The 19,346-nt window shown below is 68.9% G+C and carries 18 protein-coding genes; 10 read left to right on the top strand and 8 right to left on the bottom strand.

Annotation, left to right across the window (positions count from 1 at the left end):
• Nucleotides 1–23: 23 nt before the first annotated feature.
• Together ABMA10_RS14900 and ABMA10_RS14895 are read right to left on the bottom strand one after the other, a co-directional pair.
• Nucleotides 24–1,085, bottom strand: a complete 1,062-nt coding sequence (locus ABMA10_RS14900) for a YeiH family protein (protein ID WP_347869462.1) — start codon at nt 1,083–1,085, stop codon at nt 24–26.
• Between the two features lie 19 nt (nt 1,086–1,104).
• On the bottom strand, nt 1,105–2,667 hold the full coding sequence (locus ABMA10_RS14895) for a dolichyl-phosphate-mannose--protein mannosyltransferase (protein WP_347869461.1): 1,563 nt from the start codon (nt 2,665–2,667) through the stop codon (nt 1,105–1,107).
• 68 nt (nt 2,668–2,735) lie between these two features.
• Between ABMA10_RS14895 and rsmI the strand changes: the two genes are divergently transcribed.
• The 3 genes from rsmI to ABMA10_RS14880 are packed head-to-tail and all read left to right on the top strand — an operon-like array spanning nt 2,736 to nt 6,109.
• On the top strand, nt 2,736–3,575 hold the full coding sequence (gene rsmI / locus ABMA10_RS14890) for a 16S rRNA (cytidine(1402)-2'-O)-methyltransferase (RefSeq protein ID WP_347869460.1): 840 nt from the start codon (nt 2,736–2,738) through the stop codon (nt 3,573–3,575).
• A gap of 57 nt (nt 3,576–3,632) precedes the next feature.
• Nucleotides 3,633–5,213 carry a methionine--tRNA ligase gene (gene metG, locus ABMA10_RS14885; protein WP_347869459.1) on the top strand — a complete coding sequence of 527 codons (1,581 nt, stop codon included), beginning with the start codon at nt 3,633–3,635 and terminating at the stop codon, nt 5,211–5,213.
• Nucleotides 5,210–6,109, top strand: a complete 900-nt coding sequence (locus tag ABMA10_RS14880) for a TatD family hydrolase (protein WP_347869458.1) — start codon at nt 5,210–5,212, stop codon at nt 6,107–6,109. The genes metG and ABMA10_RS14880 overlap by 4 nt, the downstream gene beginning before the upstream one ends.
• Nucleotides 6,110–6,196: 87 nt before the next feature.
• Here ABMA10_RS14880 and ABMA10_RS14875 read toward each other — a convergent pair whose 3' ends face one another.
• On the bottom strand, nt 6,197–6,484 hold the full coding sequence (locus ABMA10_RS14875; protein ID WP_347869457.1) for a hypothetical protein: 288 nt from the start codon (nt 6,482–6,484) through the stop codon (nt 6,197–6,199).
• Between the two features lie 99 nt (nt 6,485–6,583).
• Between ABMA10_RS14875 and ABMA10_RS14870 the strand changes: the two genes are divergently transcribed.
• From ABMA10_RS14870 to ABMA10_RS14855, 4 genes are all read left to right on the top strand, one after another.
• Nucleotides 6,584–7,180 carry a TetR/AcrR family transcriptional regulator gene (locus tag ABMA10_RS14870; RefSeq protein ID WP_347869456.1) on the top strand — a complete coding sequence of 199 codons (597 nt, stop codon included), beginning with the start codon at nt 6,584–6,586 and terminating at the stop codon, nt 7,178–7,180.
• A 64-nt stretch (nt 7,181–7,244) separates the two neighbouring features.
• A complete protein-coding gene (gene rsmA, locus ABMA10_RS14865; RefSeq protein ID WP_347869455.1) occupies nt 7,245–8,096 on the top strand; it encodes a 16S rRNA (adenine(1518)-N(6)/adenine(1519)-N(6))-dimethyltransferase RsmA in 852 nt (283 codons plus the stop codon).
• A 10-nt stretch (nt 8,097–8,106) separates the two neighbouring features.
• On the top strand, nt 8,107–9,174 hold the full coding sequence (mgrA, locus tag ABMA10_RS14860; RefSeq protein WP_347869454.1) for an L-glyceraldehyde 3-phosphate reductase: 1,068 nt from the start codon (nt 8,107–8,109) through the stop codon (nt 9,172–9,174).
• A 43-nt stretch (nt 9,175–9,217) separates the two neighbouring features.
• Entirely contained in the window at nt 9,218–10,156 is a 939-nt protein-coding gene (locus ABMA10_RS14855) for a 4-(cytidine 5'-diphospho)-2-C-methyl-D-erythritol kinase (protein WP_347869453.1), read from the top strand.
• A 128-nt stretch (nt 10,157–10,284) separates the two neighbouring features.
• On the opposite strand, the gene ABMA10_RS14850 is transcribed toward ABMA10_RS14855, so the two are convergent.
• From ABMA10_RS14850 to ABMA10_RS14840, 3 genes are read right to left on the bottom strand one after another with little or no spacing between them, the layout of a single operon-like run.
• The gene (locus tag ABMA10_RS14850) at nt 10,285–11,079 is read right to left on the bottom strand and encodes a ferritin-like domain-containing protein (RefSeq protein ID WP_347869452.1); all 795 of its coding nucleotides are present in this window, start codon (nt 11,077–11,079) and stop codon (nt 10,285–10,287) included.
• Nucleotides 11,069–13,450: an SDR family oxidoreductase gene (locus ABMA10_RS14845; protein ID WP_347869451.1), complete on the bottom strand. Its 2,382-nt coding sequence runs from the start codon at nt 13,448–13,450 to the stop codon at nt 11,069–11,071. The genes ABMA10_RS14850 and ABMA10_RS14845 overlap by 11 nt, the downstream gene beginning before the upstream one ends.
• Nucleotides 13,447–14,349: a hypothetical protein gene (locus ABMA10_RS14840; protein ID WP_347869450.1), complete on the bottom strand. Its 903-nt coding sequence runs from the start codon at nt 14,347–14,349 to the stop codon at nt 13,447–13,449. The genes ABMA10_RS14845 and ABMA10_RS14840 overlap by 4 nt, the downstream gene beginning before the upstream one ends.
• A gap of 79 nt (nt 14,350–14,428) precedes the next feature.
• On the opposite strand from ABMA10_RS14840, the gene ABMA10_RS14835 reads away from it, so the two are divergent.
• Genes ABMA10_RS14835 through ABMA10_RS14825 form a run of 3 tightly spaced genes read left to right on the top strand, consistent with a single transcriptional unit; the run spans nt 14,429 to nt 17,591 of the window.
• Nucleotides 14,429–15,229 (top strand): SDR family NAD(P)-dependent oxidoreductase, encoded by an 801-nt coding sequence (locus ABMA10_RS14835; protein ID WP_347869449.1) that lies wholly within the window; start codon nt 14,429–14,431, stop codon nt 15,227–15,229.
• Entirely contained in the window at nt 15,226–15,930 is a 705-nt protein-coding gene (locus ABMA10_RS14830; RefSeq protein ID WP_431030654.1) for a lysophospholipid acyltransferase family protein, read from the top strand. Before ABMA10_RS14835 ends, ABMA10_RS14830 begins: the two co-directional genes overlap by 4 nt.
• Nucleotides 15,927–17,591: an FAD-binding oxidoreductase gene (locus ABMA10_RS14825; RefSeq protein ID WP_347869447.1), complete on the top strand. Its 1,665-nt coding sequence runs from the start codon at nt 15,927–15,929 to the stop codon at nt 17,589–17,591. Before ABMA10_RS14830 ends, ABMA10_RS14825 begins: the two co-directional genes overlap by 4 nt.
• 126 nt (nt 17,592–17,717) lie before the next feature.
• On the opposite strand, the gene ABMA10_RS14820 is transcribed toward ABMA10_RS14825, so the two are convergent.
• Both ABMA10_RS14820 and ABMA10_RS14815 read right to left on the bottom strand, forming a co-directional pair.
• The gene (locus ABMA10_RS14820; protein WP_347869446.1) at nt 17,718–18,752 is read right to left on the bottom strand and encodes a diacylglycerol/lipid kinase family protein; all 1,035 of its coding nucleotides are present in this window, start codon (nt 18,750–18,752) and stop codon (nt 17,718–17,720) included.
• Nucleotides 18,749–19,321: a TetR/AcrR family transcriptional regulator gene (locus ABMA10_RS14815; protein WP_347869445.1), complete on the bottom strand. Its 573-nt coding sequence runs from the start codon at nt 19,319–19,321 to the stop codon at nt 18,749–18,751. The genes ABMA10_RS14820 and ABMA10_RS14815 overlap by 4 nt, the downstream gene beginning before the upstream one ends.
• Between the last annotated feature and the right edge of the window lie 25 nt (nt 19,322–19,346).

Here is a 19,346-nt window from a genome sequence, read left to right as displayed (position 1 = left end):
CCCGGCCACACGGCAGGGGACCGTCAGGACAGGTGCACGGCTCCGAGTGCAAGGACGGCGATGAGCAGCCAGGACCCGAGGCCGACCACGAGCGCCCGCCACCCGGTCGTCACGAGGGTGCGGACGCGGATCGCGGCGCCCAGGGCGAAGAGCGCCATCGCCAGGAGTGCGGTCTGCAAGCCGTCCGCGACGCCGAGCACGACCTCCGGAACCGGGAGTGATGTCCGCACGAGCACGGCTGCGATGAACCCGGCGACGAACAGGGGCACGATCGGCGGCCGCGCGGCCGAGGAGCCGTCAGGGGTCGCGCCCGACGCCGCGGCGACCGTCTGCAGGCGACGGCGTTCGATGGTGGCCGCCGCGGCCACCATCGGGGCCAGGAGCACGACTCGGGTGAGTTTCACGACGACGGCGACGGCGAGGGCGCTCGTCCCGGCGATCTGCGCAGTCGCGACGACCTGGCCGACGTCGTGCACACTCGCTCCGACCCAGTGACCGAACTGCTCATCGGTCAGTCCGAGCGGGCCGCGGAGGGCAGGCAGCACGAAGATCGCGAGCGTCCCGCACAGCGTCACGAGGGCCACGGGTGTGGCCTGTTCCTCATCTTTGGCCTTGACCACGCCGCTCATCGCGCCGATGGCGGAGGCGCCGCAGATCGAGAAGCCCGTCGCGATGAGGAGTGGTTCGGGGCCGGTGAGACCGATCGCCCTCCCGAACCACAGCGTGACGAAGAAGGTGATGACGACGATCGCGACGGTGGTCGCGAGCGTGACCCAACCGAGCCCCGCGATGTCGATCAGGCTGAGCTTCAGTCCGAGCAGCACGATGCCGAGGCGCATGAACCGTTTGGCCGCGATGCCGAGGCCCGGTTTCAGCGGACCGCCGGCGAGTCGTTGGAAGCCGCGGAACTGGCCGACGATCATGCCGAGCAGCACACTCGTGGTGAGCAGTGGCACGATCGGGAACACGGTGTGCAGCCCGAGTGCGAGGAGGGCCGCAAGCCCGGCGACCGCGACTCCCGGCACGGCACGGCGCGCACCGTCGGGCGTCCCGATCATGCCGGCCAGTCGCGCGGAGACCGTCATCGACTCGCTCCTGATCCGGTCAGATCCACGACGGCAACCAGGCGTGGAGATGCCAGAACCAGTAGGGCACGGTGATGGCCGTCCAGAGCGGGTACCAGAAGACGCTCAACACCGTCGTGATGGTGAGGAACACGCCGACCACACCCACGCCGGCCACGCGTCGCTCCTCGGGATCGTCGCGCGAGCCCAGGATCCTGCCGATCGCGAAGACCAGGCCGAGTATGAGGTACGGCTCGAAGACGATCGTGTAGAACTGGAACACCGTGCGGTTCAGGTACATCAGCCACGGCAGGTATCCGGCGGCGACACCCAGGACGATGAGGCCGACCTGCCACTCGCGATAACGCACCAGACGGTAGGCGAGGTAGCCGAGGGCGACGGCCGCGCCCCACCAGATGAGCGGATTGCCGATGGAGGTGATCGCCGACGAGCACGCGTCCCACGAGCAGCCGGGGTCGCCCTCGGCCGGGGACTGGTAGTACATGCTCGTCGGACGGAGCATGAGGAGCCAGCCGAGTGGATTGGCGGCATACGGGTGCGGTGTGCTCAGCCCGACGTGGAAGCCGTATGCGCTCTGGTGGTAGTGGAGGAGGCTCTGGAACCAGTGCGGGACCCATGAGAACGCGCCGGTCCAGGCGTTGCCGGTTCCGTTCGCCCACTGCCGGTCGTAGCCTCCGGAGGTCGTGATCCAACCGGTCCAGCTCGCGAGGTACACGAGCAGCGCCGGCGGCACGAGCATGAGGAACGACGCGGGTCCCTGCTTGAGGACGGCGGCGCTCGCCCAGAGCGGGAGCCCGAGCCGACGACGCAGGAGCAGGTCGGTGACGATGACGTAGAGGCCGAACGCGGCCAGGAAGTACAGACCGTTCCACTTGACGGCGGTGGCCGCGCCGAAGGCGATGCCCGCGGCGAGCAGCCACGGTCGCCACCACAGCACAGGACCCCACGCAGGGTCATTCCCGCCCGCGCGGTCCGCCGCGAGTCTCGCGGCGAGACGGGAGGCGTGCCACTGACGGTCCAGCAGGATGGCTCCGAAGCCCGCGAGCACGAACAGCATGACGAAGTTGTCGAGGAGCGAGACGCGGGCCATGACGATCGCGTGGCCGTCGATGGCGAAGAGGAACCCGGCGGTGACCGCCAGGATCTGCGAGGTGAACAGGCGCTTCGCGATGAGCGTGATCAGGAGGACCGCGAGCGTGCCGGCGATGACGGTCGAGATCCGCCACCCGGTGCTGTCATCGATGCCGAAGACCGCGATCCCGAGCGCGATGAGCCATTTGCCGAGCGGCGGGTGGACCACGTAGGAGGGGTCGGTTCCCGGGCTGCCGGCGTTCCCGCTCGCGAACCCGTCATCCGCGCCCTCCGGCCAAGCGCTTTCATAGCCGTTCAGCCACAGCGACCAGGCGTCCTTGACATAGAAGGTCTCGTCGAAGACGAGGGAGTGCGGGTGGCCGATGTTCCAGAACCGCAACACGAACGCGAGCAGGGTGACCGCTGCCGGGCCGCCCCAGATCCACAGTTTCCGCCGCCGTTCGGTGCGGAGCAGACGCTCCCACCAGCGGTCGAGAGGGGATCCCGTCACAGGGGTTTCGAGAAGATCGACCGACACCGTCTCATCTAACCACCCCGACCGGATGGGACACTGGTCGGGTGATCATCCTCGGAGCGACCCCCATCGGCAACCTCGGCGACGCCTCACCCAGGCTTCGGGAGGCGCTCGAGACGACGGAGGTCATCGCCGCAGAGGACACCCGGACAACGATCCACCTGCTCCGAGCCCTCGGCATCGAATCACGTCCACGGCTCATCGCCATGCACGACCACAACGAACGCGAGCGCGCGGCGGAGATCGTCGAGCTCGCACGGGAGACCGATGTGCTCGTCCTGAGCGACGCCGGTATGCCGACGGTCTCCGACCCGGGCTTCCACCTCGTCGACGTCGCTGCCGCCGCGGGCGTTCAGGTGACCGCGATCCCCGGTCCGTCCGCCGTCGTCACGGCGCTCGCCGTATCGGGCCTCGCGACCGATCGCTTCACCTTCGAGGGCTTCCTGCCGCGGAAGCCGGGCGACCGGCGCAGTGCACTCCGCCTGCTCGCGACGGAACCGCGCACGATGGTCTTCTTCGAGTCACCCAACCGGCTCGCGTCATCGCTGCAGGACGTCGCGTCGATGCTCGGGGCCGACCGGCGCGTCGCGGTCTGCCGCGAGCTCACGAAACTGTTCGAGGAAGTGAAGCGTGGGACGGCGGCGGAGCTCGCCGAGTGGGCGGCCGGCGGTGTCAAGGGCGAGATCTGCATCGTCATCGCGGGCGCTGCGGCCGTCGAGGCCGATCCGGAGACGGCCGTGGAACAGGTCCTCGCGCTCGTCGCAGACGGCGCCAGACTCAAGGAGGCGTCCAGCGAGGTCGCCGAGGCGACCGGGCTGTCCAAACGCGACCTCTACCAAGCCGCCCTCGCAGCCCGCCCACCGAAGCCCGCAGCGAAGCCGTAACGGTCCCGGGAGGTAACAGGCACGGCGGCGGCGTCCGCTCGTCCTAGGATTGACCCCATGGCCGACGGCACCTCCTTCTACATCACCACGCCCATCTTCTACGTCAACGACGCCCCCCACATCGGGCACGCGTACACGGAGGTGGCGGCGGACGTCCTCGCGCGCTGGCACCGCCAGGCGGGCGACCGCACCTGGTTCCTCACCGGGACGGACGAGCACGGCCAGAAGATCCTGCGCACAGCGACCGCCAACGGCGTGACGCCGAAGCAGTGGGCGGACAAACTCGTCAGCGAGTCCTGGTACCCGCTGCTCGACACGATCGACATCTCCAACGACGACTTCATCCGTACCACGGAGGAGCGTCACGAGAAGAACGTGCAGCTCTTCCTCCAACGTCTCTACGACGCGGGCTACATCTACACCGGTGAGTTCGAGGGCTACTACTGCGTCGGCTGCGAGGAGTACAAGCAGGAGAGCGATCTCGTGCAGGGCACCGGCGAGTACGTCGGACAGCTCGTCTGCGCGATCCACTCGAAGCCCGTCGAGCTGCTCCAGGAGAGCAACTACTTCTTCCGGATGAGCGACTTCGCCGAGCGACTCCTGGCCCTCTACGAGGAGCGCCCCGAGTTCGTGCAGCCGGAGTCGGCACGCAACGAGGTCATCCAGTTCGTCCGCCAGGGGCTCAAAGACCTCTCGATCTCACGATCGACGTTCGACTGGGGCATCAAGGTGCCGTGGGACGAGAGCCACGTCGTCTACGTGTGGTTCGACGCGCTGCTGAACTACATCACTGCAGCCGGGTACGGTTCCGACGATGAGGCCTTCGCCGAGCGCTGGCCCGCCACCCAGATCGTGGGCAAGGACATCCTCCGCTTCCACGCGGTCATCTGGCCCGCAATGCTCATGGCCGCCGGCATCGAGGTCCCGAAGCGGGTCTTCGGTCACGGCTGGCTGCTCGTCGGCGGCGAGAAGATGTCGAAGTCGAAGCTCACCGGAATCGCGCCGAGCGAGATCACCGACACCTTCGGTTCCGACGCGTTCCGCTACTACTTCATGCGCGCCATCGCCTTCGGGCAGGACGGCTCGTTCAGCTGGGAGGACCTCTCGGCGCGCTATCAGGCGGAGCTCGCGAACGGCTTCGGCAACCTCGCCTCCCGCGTGCTCGCGATGGTCACACGGTACTTCGAGGGCGTCGTGCCGCCGAGTGGTCCGGCCGAGGCCTCCGACCTCGCCATCCAGGAGACGGTCGCGAAGGCGGTCACGGACGCCGACGCCGCCATCGGGCGACTCGCGATCCAGGACTCGCTCGCCGCCATCTGGAGGATCGTCGACGAACTGAACGGGTACATCACCGAGCAGGAGCCCTGGGCGCTCGCCAAGGACGAGGCCAAGCGCGAGCGGCTCGGCACCGTCCTGTACACCGCGATCGAGGGGCTGCGCGCACTGTCCGTGCTCCTGCACCCGTTCGTGCCGAAGGCGACCACGAAGCTCTGGGCGGCCCTCGGCGCAGAGGACGCCCTCGGCGCACTCGGCGAGCAGCGCATCGCCGAGGTCGGCACCTGGGGTCAGGTTCCCGCCGGCACCTCGGTCAACGGGCTCGAGCCGCTCTTCCCGCGGATCGAGGCCGTCGCCGAATGACCGAGGGGCCGAACGCCGAGGCGCAGCCGCACCTGCGGCAGCGCGCGGCGGGGGAGCGTAAGCAGTTGAGCTTCCCGGAGGCACCGGTGCCGTTGCCGGTGCCGGTGTACGACAACCACACTCACCTCGAGCACGCGGACGGTGATGCACCGCTGACGCCGGCCGAGCATCTCGACCGCGCTGCGGCCGTCGGCGTCCGCGGCATCGTCCAGGTCGGGACCGACGTCGAGACGTCGCGGTGGTCGGCTGCGCTCGCTGCGCGCGACCCACGGGTGCTCGCCGCTGTGGCCATCCACCCGAACGATGCGCCCGACCTCGATCGGGCCGGCGCCCTCGATGCGGCGCTCGCCGAGATCGACCGCCTGGCGGCCGAGCCCCGCGTGCGAGCGGTGGGTGAGACGGGTCTCGACTTCTTCCGGACGGAGGAGGACGGCCGGGCCGCGCAGTTCGCCTCGTTCGAAGCGCACATCGCGATCGCCAAGCGGCACGGGGTCGCGATGCAGATCCACGACCGTGACGCCCACGACGAGGTCGTCGAGACACTGCTGCGCGTCGGAGCTCCGGACCGGACGGTGTTCCACTGCTTTTCGGGTGGCCGCGAACTCGCCGAGTTGTGCGCCGAGCACGGCTGGTATGCGTCGTTCGCCGGGACGGTGACGTTCAAGAACGCGTTGCCCCTGCGCGAGGCGCTCGAGGTGATCCCGCGCGAGCTCATCCTGGTCGAGACGGATGCGCCGTACCTGACGCCGGCGCCGTTCCGTGGCCGTCCGAATGCGCCGTACCTGCTGCCATACACCCTGCGGGGGATGGCCGATCATCTGGGCGAGGACGTCGCGGCGCTCGCTGCGGTCGTCGCGGAGAACACGGAACGCGTCTACGGCTCCTGGACCGACTGACCCTGCCCTGCCGCCACAGACCCGCGCTCGGTCGGCAGCATCGCGTTGGCGAACGACGCAGGACGGGCTGGTTCACGCGGGAGGGGCTCAGGGGCGACGGGTCAGGCGGCGACGGCGGAGGGCGCCATAGGCCTGCATGAGGCGCGGGACGACGACGTAGACCGCGAGCGGGACGACGACGAGGGTCAGGACGAACGCGCGCAGCACCGGGTGCCAGTCGACGCTCACCGGGGTCAGCAGGGTCATGCCGATCGCGACGAGCGGGAAGATCGCAAGCCACGTGATGACCGCACGAACGTGGGTCGACGGGAGGTGCGGCATCGGGGCGGACGGGGGGATCGTGGGGGTGCCAGCGGTGGCGGTCTGATCGTGCATGGAATCTCCAACTAGATGGTTGCTTTCGGGAAGGAGATCACCGTAGACCGGCTGGACGCAAACTGCAACTAGCTGGTTGGATTCGGTTAGACTCAGCTCATGGCCTGGGACATCGAGCGCACGAAACGTCTGCTGCTCGACGCGGCGACGGCGGAGTTCCGAGACAACGGTCTCGCCGGTGCCCGCGTCGACCGGATCGCCACCGAGGCCGGCGTCAACAAGGAGCGCATCTACCAGTACTTCGGTCGCAAGGATGACCTCTTCGACGTGGTGATCGCCACCCAGCTGCGCCGCGTCATGGACGAGGTGCCCATCGAGGGTGACGGTCCCGAGGCGTTGGCCGACTACGCGGGGCGTCTGTTCGACCATCACCAGGCGGACGCTGTCCTGCCCCGCCTGCTGTTCTGGGAAGGCCTCGAGCGCGGCGATCGCGTCGTCGACCGAGCGGAACGCACCGACCGCTGTCGCAGCAAGATCGATCGCACCCTTGAAGCCCTCCCGGGTGTCGCCCGCGAGGACGCCGCAGACCTCCTCCTCACGATCATCGCGCTCTGCGACGCCTGGGCCGTCCTGCCGGAGCTCGACGGCCTGATGGTCGGCCGCAGCGCCGGTCGTGTCGCCCGGCGTCGCTCCGTCGTCGTGAACACCGTCCGGCTCGCCGCTCAAGCGCTCGTCGACGAACTCGTCGACGCCTGACCGGCACGCCTCCGGTCGGGCCAACCGATCAGAGCGGTGCTCGCCGATCAGGGATACTTGAGGGATGACCGCTTCCGTCGCACTGCTCGGCCCCGCCGAGATCCGTGATCTCGCCGCCCTGCTCGATGTGACGCCGACGAAGAAGCTCGGCCAGAACTTCGTCATCGACGCCAACACGGTCCGCAAGATCGTTTCTGTGGCGCATGTCTCGCCGGGCGACGTCGTCGTTGAGATCGGACCTGGCCTCGGTTCGCTCACCCTCGGTCTCCTTGAAGCGGACGCGAGCGTGGTCGCGGTGGAGATCGACGGCCGGCTCGCGAAGCAGCTGCCGACCACCGTCGCGCAGATGGCCCCGGGCATGATCGACCGCCTCTCGGTCGTCCACGAGGACGCCCTGCGGATCGTCGAGCTGCCCGCCCAGCCGAACCGCCTGGTGGCGAACCTCCCGTACAACATCTCCGTGCCCGTGCTGCTCCACTTCCTGGAGCACTTCACCTCGCTCACCGCCGGCGTCGTCATGGTGCAGGCGGAGGTCGGGTACCGTCTCGCAGCGGTCCCCGGAAGCAAGGTCTACGGCGCCCCGAGCGCGAAGGCGGCCTGGTACGGCGCGTGGCGCATCGCCGGTCAGGTGAGTCGTCAGGTGTTCTGGCCCATCCCGAACGTCGACTCCGTGCTCGTCGGCTTCGAGCGCCGCTCCGACGTCATCGGTACCGAGGAGGAACGCCTCGGGACCTTCGCCCTCATCGACGCCGCCTTCCAGCAGCGCCGCAAGATGCTCCGTCAGGCGCTCGGCGGTGTCCTCGGCAGCTCGCAGGCGGCGATCGAGCGGATGGAGGCGGCCGGGGTCAAGCCCACCGCGCGCGGCGAGGAACTCACCGTCCACGACTTCCTGTCGATCGTCCGCGCCGGGCACTAGCGTTGAGGTCATGACCTCAGACCCCCGCTTCCCCGCGAACGTCCCGGACATCCACCGCCCCTACGCTGCGGTGCCCGAGCGGTACGAGAACACGGCCTTCCGACAGGTCGGCACCTCCGGCTTGTTCCTCCCCCCGATCTCGCTCGGCCTCTGGTACAACTTCGGCGACAACCGTCCGTTCGACGGCCAACGCGCACTGCTGCGCCACGCCTTCGACCACGGCATCACCCACTTCGACCTCGCGAACAACTACGGCCCGCCCTACGGCTCTGCCGAGACGAACTTCGGCCGCATGATCCGCGAGGACTTCGGTGCGTACCGCAACGAGCTCATCATCTCCTCGAAGGCCGGATACGACTTCTGGCCAGGGCCGTACGGCAACTTCGGTTCGAAGAAGTACCTGACGGCGAGCCTCGACGAGTCGCTCGAGCGGATGAGCTTGGACTACGTCGACATCTTCTACTCCCACCGCGTGGACGAGGTCACTCCCATCGAGGAGACCATCGGTGCCCTCGACGCCATCGTGCGCTCCGGCAAGGCGTTGTACGTCGGTATCTCGTCGTATTCAGCGGAACGCACCGCCGTCGCCCACGCGGTGGCGCGCGAGCTCGGCACACCGCTCGTCATCCACCAGCCCTCCTACTCGATCCTCAACCGCTGGGTCGAGGACGGCCTCACCGAGGTGCTGACGGAGACCGGCCTCGGTGCCATCGCATTCGTACCACTTGCTCAGGGCCTGCTGACGGACAAGTACCTCGGCGAGGGTCCTGCCGACCGCGCGATGAACCGTCCCTCCCTGCCGGACCGACAGGTGAGCGACGAGATGGCGACACGGCTGCGTTCACTGAACGCCATCGCCGCAGAGCGAGGACAGACGCTCGCGCAGATGTCGCTCGCGTGGGTGCTGAACAACCCGGCGATCACCTCGGCGCTCATCGGGGCGTCGCGCCCCGAGCAGCTGGACGAGAACCTCGCGGCCCTCGACGGCCCGGCGTTCACGACGGAGGAGCTCGAGGAGATCGACCGACTCGCCGAGGGCTCGGACGTCAACATCTGGGCGGACTCGTCGAACAAGTAGGCGGTCGGTCAGCGGTGGTCGGCGGATCGACTAGCTTGGAACAATGACCACCGCGGCCATCCTCAACCACGTGCACGTGAGAGCCCCCGGGAAGATCAACGTCTTCCTCAAGGTGGGGGAAGTCATGGACGACGGCTACCACGACGTCGCGACGGCCTATCAGGCGATCTCGCTGTACGAAGACGTCCATGCCTACCCGGCGGACGACTTCAGCGTGTCCTTCACGGGCTCCGTCGACGTCTCCGGCGTCCCGACCGACACGAGCAATCTCGCGATCCGTGCGGCCAAGGCGCTCGCGCGCCGGACGGGTTACCGCGGGGGAGTCCGTCTCGAGATCGAGAAGCACGTCCCGGTCGCCGGCGGTATGGGTGGTGGCTCGGCAGACGCCGCGGCAACGCTGCTCGCCTGCGACGCCCTGTGGGGCACCGAGCGCAGCCGCGACGACCTGCTCGCCCTCGCGGCCCGCCTCGGCGCCGATGTGCCGTTCGCGCTCCTCGGCGGCACGGCCGTCGGGACGGGACGCGGCGACCAACTGAGCAGCGCCCTCGCGAAGGGCCAGTTCGAGTGGGTGCTCGCCCTCGCCAACTTCGGCATGTCGACGCCGCAGGTGTACCAGGAACTCGACGCGCATCGCGCGCGCCACATCCTCGACATCTCGCCGGCGGGTCGTCAGCCGACCGTCGACACCGCCGTGCTGCAGGCGCTGCGGGCCGGCGACGCGCACCTGCTGGGCGAGGTCCTGTTCAACGATCTGCAGGCGGCGGCGCTCCAGCTGCGCCCGGTGCTCGGCGAGGTGCTGGAGTTCGGCGATTCCCAGGGTGCGCTCGGCAGCCTCGTCTCGGGCTCGGGCCCGACGATCGCGTTCCTCGCCGGCGACGCCGACGACGCGCTCGAACTGCAGGTCACCCTCGCGTCCTACGGCATGAAGGCGATCCGCGCCCACGGCCCGGTGCACGGCGCGCGGATCATCTCCCAGCACTGAACCCTCCGTCCAGAATTCAGGGGATATCAGCCCGGCTCGGGTGCGATGTCCGAAAAACGCTGGCAGTCCCGGCCTTTCGCGACTCGCAGCGCAGGATTCCCTGAATTCTGAACAGTGGCGAGGGGGTGTCAGGCGGCGACGCCTCGGACCTTCAGGGAGTTCTCGATGATCGTGAGCCCCTCCATGCCTGGGAGCTTCGCGATGTGTCCGTCGATGCGGCGCACCTCCGCCAGGCCCTCTTCGTCGCCGAACAGGTGGCCCATGACATGAGTGACCTCGGAATCCGGCATGACGCCGGAACCGACGGGGCCCCACACCTTCCGAAGGAGGAAGCGGGTGAGACGACGGGCGCTCTTCGACGATTCGAGCCGTGTCCGTGCCTGGCTCGCGTAGAACGCGACGTGGCGCGTCTCCTGCTTCGCGATGCGCTTGAGGAGCACCGAGAGCACGGGGTGGCGCTCCAACTGCGCGAGGCGTGTGTATGCGGCAGTGGCGGACCACTCGTTGGCGGCGCCCCAGCTCATGTGCACGGCGATGAAGTCCGTGCCGACGAGGTTGCCGAGGATCGACTGCTTGATCGGATCCAGACGGTCCTTCCAACCAAGCTTCAGCCGCGTGGCCTTCAGCTCGTCGAAGTCGACCGTGATGTCGTGAGCGGCGAGGACCGCCGCGAGTGCTTCGCCGTGCCAGAACTCTTCACGGTTCCACATGGTCATGAACGCGCCGACGTCGTCGTCCTCGTGTGAGGGCGTCATGAGCATGTCCCGGAGGTAGCAGACCGTGTGGTACTCGATGTCGCACATGTACCGCAGGCTGCGCAGTGTGGACGCTGGTAGCGGGTTGGTCTTGAACTCGTCGAAGTCGAGGTCGCTCCAGTTCACTGAGACGGAGGTCTCGGTGAACTTGTCGATGTCAAACGCCATGTGCGGTGGGGCGGTCCTGGATCGAGTCCTGGTCCGTCCGCTCTCCTCTCGGGTGGGCGGCGCGTGGTGCGCGGGTCAATCCGTCTTCGGAGCGGACACCTCCGGTGGTTCGTGCCCATTCTCGCACCGTCCACCGGTTCGCCTGCGCGAGCTTGTACAGCGTGTGGTCGGGATTCACCGCGACCGGGTTGCCGAGCAGCTGCAGCCAGGCCGCATCGGCATGGGAGTCACCGTAGCCGTACGAGTGCGCCAGGTCCATGCCGTGCTGCTCGGCGTACTGCGTGAGCCAGGCGCCTCGGGCCTCGTCGACGAGCGGCGGAGCGTCGAGGTAGCCGGTGAGGCGACCGTGTTCCGTATGCATGGCGCCGGCGACGACCACATCGAAGAACGGCGCGAGTGGAGCGACCATGAGGTCGATCGTGCCGGTCACGAGGATGGTGCGGTGGCCGGCGGCGCGGTGAGCGGCGATCTGCTCGAGCGCCTGCGGGAGGAGCCTCGCGCGGAGGGCCTTGCCGAAGCCGCCGCGGACGATCTTCTCGAGCTGCGCGACGTCGACACCCTCGTAGCGGCGCATGAAGGTGCGGATGAACTCGCCGCGGTCACGGAGCTCCGCGCCGATGTAGCCGGGCATCGACGCGCCGAGCGCGGCGATCTCGATGGGCCAGCGGGAGCGGGAGGTCGCTGCGAGGCGCAACCAGAGGTACTGCTCGATGAGGTTCCACGCGAGCACGGTGCCTTCGAGGTCGAACACCGCGAGCACGTCGTCGCGCACGGGGAGGATCTTCTGCTGCTTCGCAGCGCCGGCCTTGCGGTTCGCGAACGCGCGGGTCAGCGTGGTGACGGCGGGGAAGTGGATGCGCTGGAAGTAGTCGTCCCAGTCGATCGTGGTCACGTCGAAACCGCGTTCGGCCTGCTGCTCGACCGGGAGCGAGGCGTGGAGTTCCCGCGTGCGCTGGTCGTCGAAGACGATCTCGCTCTGGACGTACGAGCGGTACAGACCCGTGAAGTCGCGCAGCGAACCGAGGTCACTCGACGCCTTGCGGATGCGGTCCTGCCAGCCACGGGTCCGCGCGTTCGCAGGCAGGTGGGAGACGACGCGGCCCGCTGCGGTCGTCGCCTTCTGACGCCGGTCGATGGACCGCTCGATCGCCCGCCCGCCGGGGAAGTTCCAGGTCGGGACGCTGATGTCACCGGCGTCTGCGGGGATCGGGTGCTTCGTGAAGTAGCTGTGCACGTTGGCGTACATCTTGTGGAACGGCAGCGGGTTGCTCGCGCCGGAGCTCACATGGAAGTACCGGGCCGAGGCGGGCTCCGGCGGCGTCTGCGCTGCGGCGAGGATCGCGTTGACGACGAAGTCCACGGGGATGATGTCGAGGACGCTGTCCGGCAGGCCGGGGAAGTCGGGCAGTTGGCCGCGGCCGTAGGCGATGATCAGCGGATCGGCGACCTTGTACCCGTCGATCCAGCCCGGGAACGGGTGGGAGAGCGCGCTCTCGATGATCGACGGACGTACGACCGACAGACGGTTGCCGGTTCCCGCCCAGCGTTCTTCGGCGACGCGTTCGGCGAGTGCCTTCGTGAAGGTGTACACGTCGGTCCAGCCGAGGCTCTCGGCGCGGGCGCGCCCGTGCGCGACGAGTCGGGTGTCGACCCAGGCGATGCGCGCGGCTTCCGCGGCACTCGACACCGCCTGCGGGCCGGCCTTGCCGTGCTCGCGGCGGGCCGACTGCATGAGCTTCCTGAGCACCTCGGGGCGGCGGGACGACTCCTCGGTGCGGATGCGAGCCGATCGTGCTGCCTCCGCCTCGACGCGCCAGTCGGCATCGTGGGCCAGACTGCGCTCTGGCTGGATACCCTTTCGGGTCCCGCCGACGTACGCGGTGGAGACGTGCACGACGTGCGGGGTGGCGCCGCTCTTGGCGAGAGCCGCGTAGAGCGTGGTCGCTCCGCCGACGTTCGTGGCGAAGGCCTCGTCGATGGGCGGGTCGAAGGACACCGTCGAGGCACTGTGGATGACGACGTCGAGGTCCGCGGGGAGGGCCATCTCGTCGAGGCCACCCTCGATGACGGTGACGCGCTCGGCGACGATCGCTGCCGCTGCCTCCGCACCGACGCGCTCGCGCCAGGACTTGAAGACGGGCTTGCGCAGGAGCGTCGCGAGACGATCGCTGCCCTTGACGGAGCCCTTCTTCCGGATGAGCAGGCTCACCCGGGTGGTCGGGTGGTCGGCGAGCAAGCGTTCGAGCACGGCCTGGCCGAGGAACCCGGTACCGCCGGTGACGAGGACGTGGGCGCCGTCGAGGGCGTCCGGCGCGAAGATCGGCGACGTCTCGGTCGGCGAGACCGCGTCTGGGGTGGGGGAGTCGGTCATGAGGTCTCCTCGAGGGTTCCGTGGCGTCCACGGCGGGCGAGTCGTGCGGCGAGATGGAGGCCCGACTGCCCCGGCAACGCATCGATCGATGCGTCGATTCCGGTGACCGCAGGGTCGCTCCAGGTGGCGGTGTTGCGGAAGACGAGCGCTGCGAAGCGCGCGGTCTGCTGAGGGCCGGTCACGTCGGAACCGGTGGGCCACACCGCCGAGCGGATGCGACGGCGGGTGATGCCCTGGGCGCGGGGCGAGGCTGCGAGGCGGTCGGACGCCTGGGCCTCGAAGAACTCCAGGTGGCGCGCCTTCGTCTCGAGGATCTCGTCGATGAGACGGTCGAGCACGGGGTGCGCCTCGCGCTGCCGCACCGAGCGGTAGGCGGCACGGGTGATGAGGTCGTCGATCGTGCCGATGGTCATGTGCCACGCGATGATGTCCTCGCCGAGCACATTGGCGATGACAGCCTGACCGATGGGCGCGAATCGGTCGCGCAGGCCGTGCACGGTCCGACGCAAGCCCGTCGCGCGGTTCTTGATCCGCGGGGTGCCGTTCGCCTTGAGGACGGTGTCGAGGGTGTCGGTGATCCAGTACTTCTCGTACGCCCATGTGATGAGGAACGCGGTGACTCTCGCATCCTTGTGCGTGGGCGTCACGAGCACACTCCGGAGGTACTGCATCGTCGCCCGTTCGATGTCCGACAGTGCGCGGAGCAGCGCGACCGTCTCGGCGCTCAGCGGCGTGGCGGTGAACGACTCGACGTCGATCTCCTTGCGGCGGCTGCCGACGGCGGACTTGGCGTAGTCCCGCACGCTGAAATCGTGGGCGGGGCGGAGCATCGCACTCTCCTGCTCGACCGTGTCGAGCGCAGCGGCGGCTGCCTCGCGCGGCGATTCCCGGTTCACCATGGCGTCTCCGTTCCGTGACGATCCGACCTCATCACTGTAGCTTGCAACGATACGCAACGCGTAGCGTATTCTGATCCCCATGGCTACAGCTCTCGTCACGGGTGGGACGTCCGGCATCGGTGCGGCGTTCGCGACGGCGCTCGCCGGACGCGGGTTCGATCTCGTGCTCGTCGCGCGCAACGCCGAGCGGTTGGAGCAGACCGCTGCCCAGCTGCGGGCCACCGGCAGGACCGTCGACATCATCGCCGCCGACCTGTCCGACCGTGCCGACGTCGCGAAGCTCGCCGCCCGTATCGAAGACACCTCGTCGCCGATCGAGGTCGTCGTGAACAACGCCGGGTTCGGCGTGCACGCTCGCCTGACCGACCCGGACACGAGCGAATTCGACAACGCGATCGAGGTCATGTGCCGCAGCGTCGCGGTGCTGTCGGGCGCAGCGGCACGCGCCATGCGCGAGCGCGGCCACGGCACGATCATCAACGTGTCGAGCACCGCCGGCTACATCACCACGGGCGGTTACTCCGCGGTCAAGGGTTTCGTCACCACGTATACGGAGGCGCTCGCGGTCGAACTCGCCGGCAGCGGAGTACGGGTCACCGCGCTCTGTCCGGGCTGGGTGCGCACCGAGTTCCACGACCGTGCCGGCATCAGCACACGTTCCATCCCGTCGAGCCTCTGGATCGACGTCGACCGTCTCGTCACCGATGCCCTCCGGGACGCCGGGCGCGGGGTGGTCATCTCCATCCCGAGCTTCCGCTTCAAGGCGCTCATGGTCCTCGTGAAGTTCGCTCCGCGGGCGTGGATCCGCTGGATCTCCGGGCGCATGTCCTCGAGCCGTCGCGCGGCGACCGCCGCCGCCCAGTCAGGAGTCCGCCGATGACCGCAGAGACGCGGTTCACCTCCGCAGCGCACGCCAGCGCCCGATTCGTGGCCCAGCGAATGCTGCTCAAGCCCCTCGTGTGGTCGCTGACCCGCGTCACGGTCACCGGCCGCGAACGGCTCGCCGCCGTGGAGGGCCCCTTCATCGTCGTCGCCAACCATCAGTCCCACCTCGACGCCCCGCTCGTCGTCGGCGCGATGCCCCGTCGTCTGTCGCGGTACCTCGCTGCGGGGGTCGCTGCCGACTACTTCTTCGACGTCCCGCTCCGTCGCTGGTTCGCGGCACTCTTCTTCAACGCGTTCCCGGTGGACCGGTCCGGTGACCGCAAGCGCGCCGGCGTCTCGCGGGAGCTGCTCGAGAGCGACGTGCCGATCCTGATCTTCCCCGAGGGTGGACGATCCCGCACGGGTGAGCTCGGCCGGTTCAAGCCCGGTGCGGCAGCACTCGCGACGCGCCAGAACATCCCCTGCCTCCCGGTCGCCGTGCTCGGAACGCACTCGGCCATGCCGAAGGGCCGGAACTGGCCGATCCCCGGACGCCCGCGCGTCCGCGTCGTCTTCGGTCAGCCGATCCACCCGCAGCCCAACGAGACGCCCGTCCAGCTCATGGACCGCGTCGTCGCTGAGATCATCGCTTTGCGCGCCTCGGTCGAGCCGGGAGCGCACATCAGCATCGACACACCACGAAAGGAAGCCGGATGACGTCTGTGGAGCACATGAAGTGGTGGGGCTGGGGAGTCGAAGGCGTGGCCTTCAACCACAGCAACAAGCCGGACTTCGCGCCGTTCGTGAAGCAAGCGGTCGGACTCGACCTCCGGAAGCCCGCTGAACCGCACCTCAGCTTCGACGAGCTCACCGTCCCGGCCTCCCGAGCCCCGGAGGCGTTCATCGCGGAACTGTCGACGCTGATCGGACAGGGACACGTGACGGCCGACGACCACGACCGCGTCGTCCACACCTACGGCAAGAGCATCCGTGACCTGCTGCGCATCAGGGCGAACGACCTGCCCCGCACGCCAGACCTCGTCGTGTACCCCGCGACCGAGGCCGAGGTCGCATCGGTCGTCGCCGCGGCGGTCGCAGCCGACGCCGTCATCATCCCCTTCGGAGGGGGGACGAACATCGCCGGCTCCCTCGACCCGCAGCCGACGGAGGAACGGGTCATCATCTCGCTCGACCTCGGACGCCTCGACCGCGTGCTCTCCATCGACGAGGGCTCCGGCCTCGCGACGATCCAGGCCGGCGCGCAGGGTCCGTCGATCGAGGAGCAGCTGAACGCCAAGGGGTGGACCATGGGTCACTTCCCCGACAGCTTCACCCACTCCACTCTCGGCGGTTGGGTCGCGACCCGCTCCTCGGGCATGCAGTCCGACAAGTACGGCGACATCGCGGACATCACCAAGGGTCTGCGCATGGTCCGTCCGAACGGCATCGTCGCCATCCGCCCGGTGCCCAGCGCATCGACCGGACCGAGCGTCCGCGAGATGATCATCGGCAGCGAGGGGCGTCTCGGCATCATCACCGAGGTGACCGTGCAGGTGCACCGGACGCCGGCCGTCCGCGAGGTCCTCGGGTACTTCTTCCCGACCTGGGAGGCTGGCCTCGCCGCAATGCACGAGATCGCGGAGAGCGACGCCAGCCCGTCGGTCACCCGGGTCTCCAACGCACGTGAGAGCGGCTTCTCGCTCGCGACCCGCAAGGTGTCGAAGGGCGTCGGCGCGGCCGGCGAGAAGGCACTCCTGAAGGTGCTCACGGCCCGCGGATGGGATTTGGAGCAGTTGTGCCTCTCGTTCATCGGCTACGAGGGCAGTGCGTCCCACGTCCGGTACGAGAAGCACCTCGTCGGCGCCATCGTCCGCAAGCACGGCGGTATCGGGGTCGGCAAGGGACCGGGCGCGATGTACGACCAGAAGAAGTTCGACACGCCGTACCTGCGCGACTTCCTCCTGGACCGCGGCGCGGCCGCAGACGTCTCGGAGACCGCTGCACCGTGGTCGCGTCTGCAGGAGGTCTACGACGCTGCGAACGATGCTGCGAACGCCGCCTACGACAAGCTCGGTGTGCACGGTTGGATCATGTGCCACCTCTCGCACTCGTACCACTCGGGTGCGTGCCTGTACTTCACCTTCGCCTTCATCACGGGCGAGGACCCCATCGGGGAGTACGAGCAGGTCAAGTCGGCCATCCAGCAGTCCTTCGTGGATCACGGCGCGACGCTGTCGCACCACCACGCGGTCGGTGCGGAGCACGCACCGTGGATGGAGCAGGACATCTCACCCGAGGGCGTCGCGATCATGCGCGGCCTCTTCGACAGCGCCGACCCGGGCTCCAACTTCAACCCCGGGAAGATCCTCGCCGACTGACGTCGGTCTGCTCCCCGAGGGTGTCGACGGGCGTCGATGCCGCTCGACAGACTCGGGGAGCAGCGGGGGAGCGGGCGCTCGTGGCCGGTCAGGCGCGGGGCGACCGCTTCGAGCACCGTCTCGGGTTCAGAGCGGGCCGAGGCGCGCCGATCTCGGCGTGGTCACGGGCAGGCGGACGAGCAACGAGCCGGCGTCGATCGTGACGCGCGCTGCAGCGACCGCGCCGATGGCGTCGCCGTCGGCCTGGAACTCGGCGTCGGGGGAGACCCTGAGGTCGATGCGCTCCACACGCAGGTAGCGGAGCGCGCCCCCGGCGTCGGCGGCCGTGTCGACGGCGCTGAGCGACGTCCGACTCGCGCGCATGCCACGCGCCTTCTTGAGCCGTGCGACGGGATTGTTCGCCCGGTGCAACCAGCGCGTGAGCCGCACACCGTCCCAGCCTTCGAGCGACCGGACCATGAGGACGTCCAGGACGCCGTCGTCGAGCAGGGCGTCAGGGAGGATCTCGAGACCTGCAGAGACGGTGCCGCAGTTCCCGATGAACATCGAGTGCGTGCGACCGCTGCGCACCGGCCCGCCGTCCTCCTTCCAGGACACCCGCGGGCGGTCCCGGCGGACGAGGCCACGGATGATCGGGCCGACGTACGCGACCCAGCCGAGACGGCGCTTCAGGACGGGGTCGGCATACGCCACCATGTCGGCGTCGACGCCGAACCCGGTCATGACGAGGAACGGCGTGCTCTGCTGCTCGCCCTCGGGCCGACGGTACTCGATCACCCCGACGTCGATACTGCGGTCCTCGCCGCTGAAGGCCGCGCGCACGGCCGCCGTCGTCTCGATCGGGATGCCGGCGTTGCGGGCGAAGAGGTTCGCGGTGCCGACGGGTACGACCGCGAACGGCGTCCCGGTGCGCCGCATCGCCCCCGCGACCTCCCGGACCGTCCCGTCACCACCCGCGGCGATGACGAGCGAGGCGCCGGCGTCGAGCGCTTCGGCGACCTGCTCGATCGCCGCCGAGTGCTCGCGCGTGGGGATCCAGACCGTGTCTCCCCAGCCCGCCGCCGTCGCTGCGGCGTCGACGATGCGCGTGACCCGCTCGAGCTGGATGCGCGTGGGGTTGTAGATGACCGCGGCGTGCCGAAGGACCTGCTCGGACGTCATGCGGCCAGAGCAGGCCAGAGGATGGACAGCACCTGGTCGGCCCAGTCGTCGTCCATGTCCGCACCGCGGACGAGTTGGCCGAGGACGGCTCCCAGCAGCAGGGTCGCGACGAGACGGCCGTCGAGTCCTGGCTTCAGGTCGCCGGTGGCGATGCGTTCGTCGACGAGGACGGACAGGGCGCGGGCGCGGTTGCGGGTCAGGTCGCGGAGGAGCGTCGAGAACTCCGGGTCGTCCTGCAGCAGGATCGAGGCGATCGTCCCACGACCGACGACGTCCTCGATCATCGTGCGGGCCTCATGGAGCAACCAGGTGAAGGTCTCGTAGGTGGGGAGGTTCTCGGGGATGACGACGGGCGTCGCCATCGCGCGGGCGACCGCCGCGGTGAGCAGTTCGGAGCGGTTGCGGTACCGGCGGTAGATGGTGGTCTTCGCCACCCCGGTGGTCTCGGCGACGGCTTCGATGTTGACCGCGACCGAACCGCGTTCGCGCATGAGGTCGAGGGCGGCGTCGAGGATGCGATCGCTCATGAGCTGGGCACGGGAGACGCGACGGGAGACGGGAGCGGGCACCGTCCACCTCCTCAGGGATGTCGCG

The sequence above is a fragment of the Plantibacter sp. RU18 genome (genome assembly GCF_050613355.1).
Taxonomy (GTDB): domain Bacteria; phylum Actinomycetota; class Actinomycetes; order Actinomycetales; family Microbacteriaceae; genus Plantibacter.
The sequence above is the reverse complement of the archived record's forward strand: the minus strand, read 5'-3'. Positions and strand labels throughout refer to the sequence as shown.

Coding starts and splice junctions, on each gene's coding strand:
- ABMA10_RS14900 (WP_347869462.1), bottom strand. CDS start 1,085: ATGACGGTCTCCGCGCGACTGGCCGGCATGATCGGGACGCCCGACGGT.
- metG (WP_347869459.1), top strand. CDS start 3,633: ATGGCCGACGGCACCTCCTTCTACATCACCACGCCCATCTTCTACGTC.
- ABMA10_RS14880 (WP_347869458.1), top strand. CDS start 5,210: ATGACCGAGGGGCCGAACGCCGAGGCGCAGCCGCACCTGCGGCAGCGC.
- ABMA10_RS14875 (WP_347869457.1), bottom strand. CDS start 6,484: ATGCACGATCAGACCGCCACCGCTGGCACCCCCACGATCCCCCCGTCC.
- ABMA10_RS14870 (WP_347869456.1), top strand. CDS start 6,584: ATGGCCTGGGACATCGAGCGCACGAAACGTCTGCTGCTCGACGCGGCG.
- rsmA (WP_347869455.1), top strand. CDS start 7,245: ATGACCGCTTCCGTCGCACTGCTCGGCCCCGCCGAGATCCGTGATCTC.
- mgrA (WP_347869454.1), top strand. CDS start 8,107: ATGACCTCAGACCCCCGCTTCCCCGCGAACGTCCCGGACATCCACCGC.
- ABMA10_RS14855 (WP_347869453.1), top strand. CDS start 9,218: ATGACCACCGCGGCCATCCTCAACCACGTGCACGTGAGAGCCCCCGGG.
- ABMA10_RS14850 (WP_347869452.1), bottom strand. CDS start 11,079: ATGGCGTTTGACATCGACAAGTTCACCGAGACCTCCGTCTCAGTGAAC.
- ABMA10_RS14845 (WP_347869451.1), bottom strand. CDS start 13,450: ATGACCGACTCCCCCACCCCAGACGCGGTCTCGCCGACCGAGACGTCG.
- ABMA10_RS14840 (WP_347869450.1), bottom strand. CDS start 14,349: ATGGTGAACCGGGAATCGCCGCGCGAGGCAGCCGCCGCTGCGCTCGAC.
- ABMA10_RS14835 (WP_347869449.1), top strand. CDS start 14,429: ATGGCTACAGCTCTCGTCACGGGTGGGACGTCCGGCATCGGTGCGGCG.
- ABMA10_RS14830 (WP_431030654.1), top strand. CDS start 15,226: ATGACCGCAGAGACGCGGTTCACCTCCGCAGCGCACGCCAGCGCCCGA.
- ABMA10_RS14825 (WP_347869447.1), top strand. CDS start 15,927: ATGACGTCTGTGGAGCACATGAAGTGGTGGGGCTGGGGAGTCGAAGGC.
- ABMA10_RS14820 (WP_347869446.1), bottom strand. CDS start 18,752: ATGACGTCCGAGCAGGTCCTTCGGCACGCCGCGGTCATCTACAACCCC.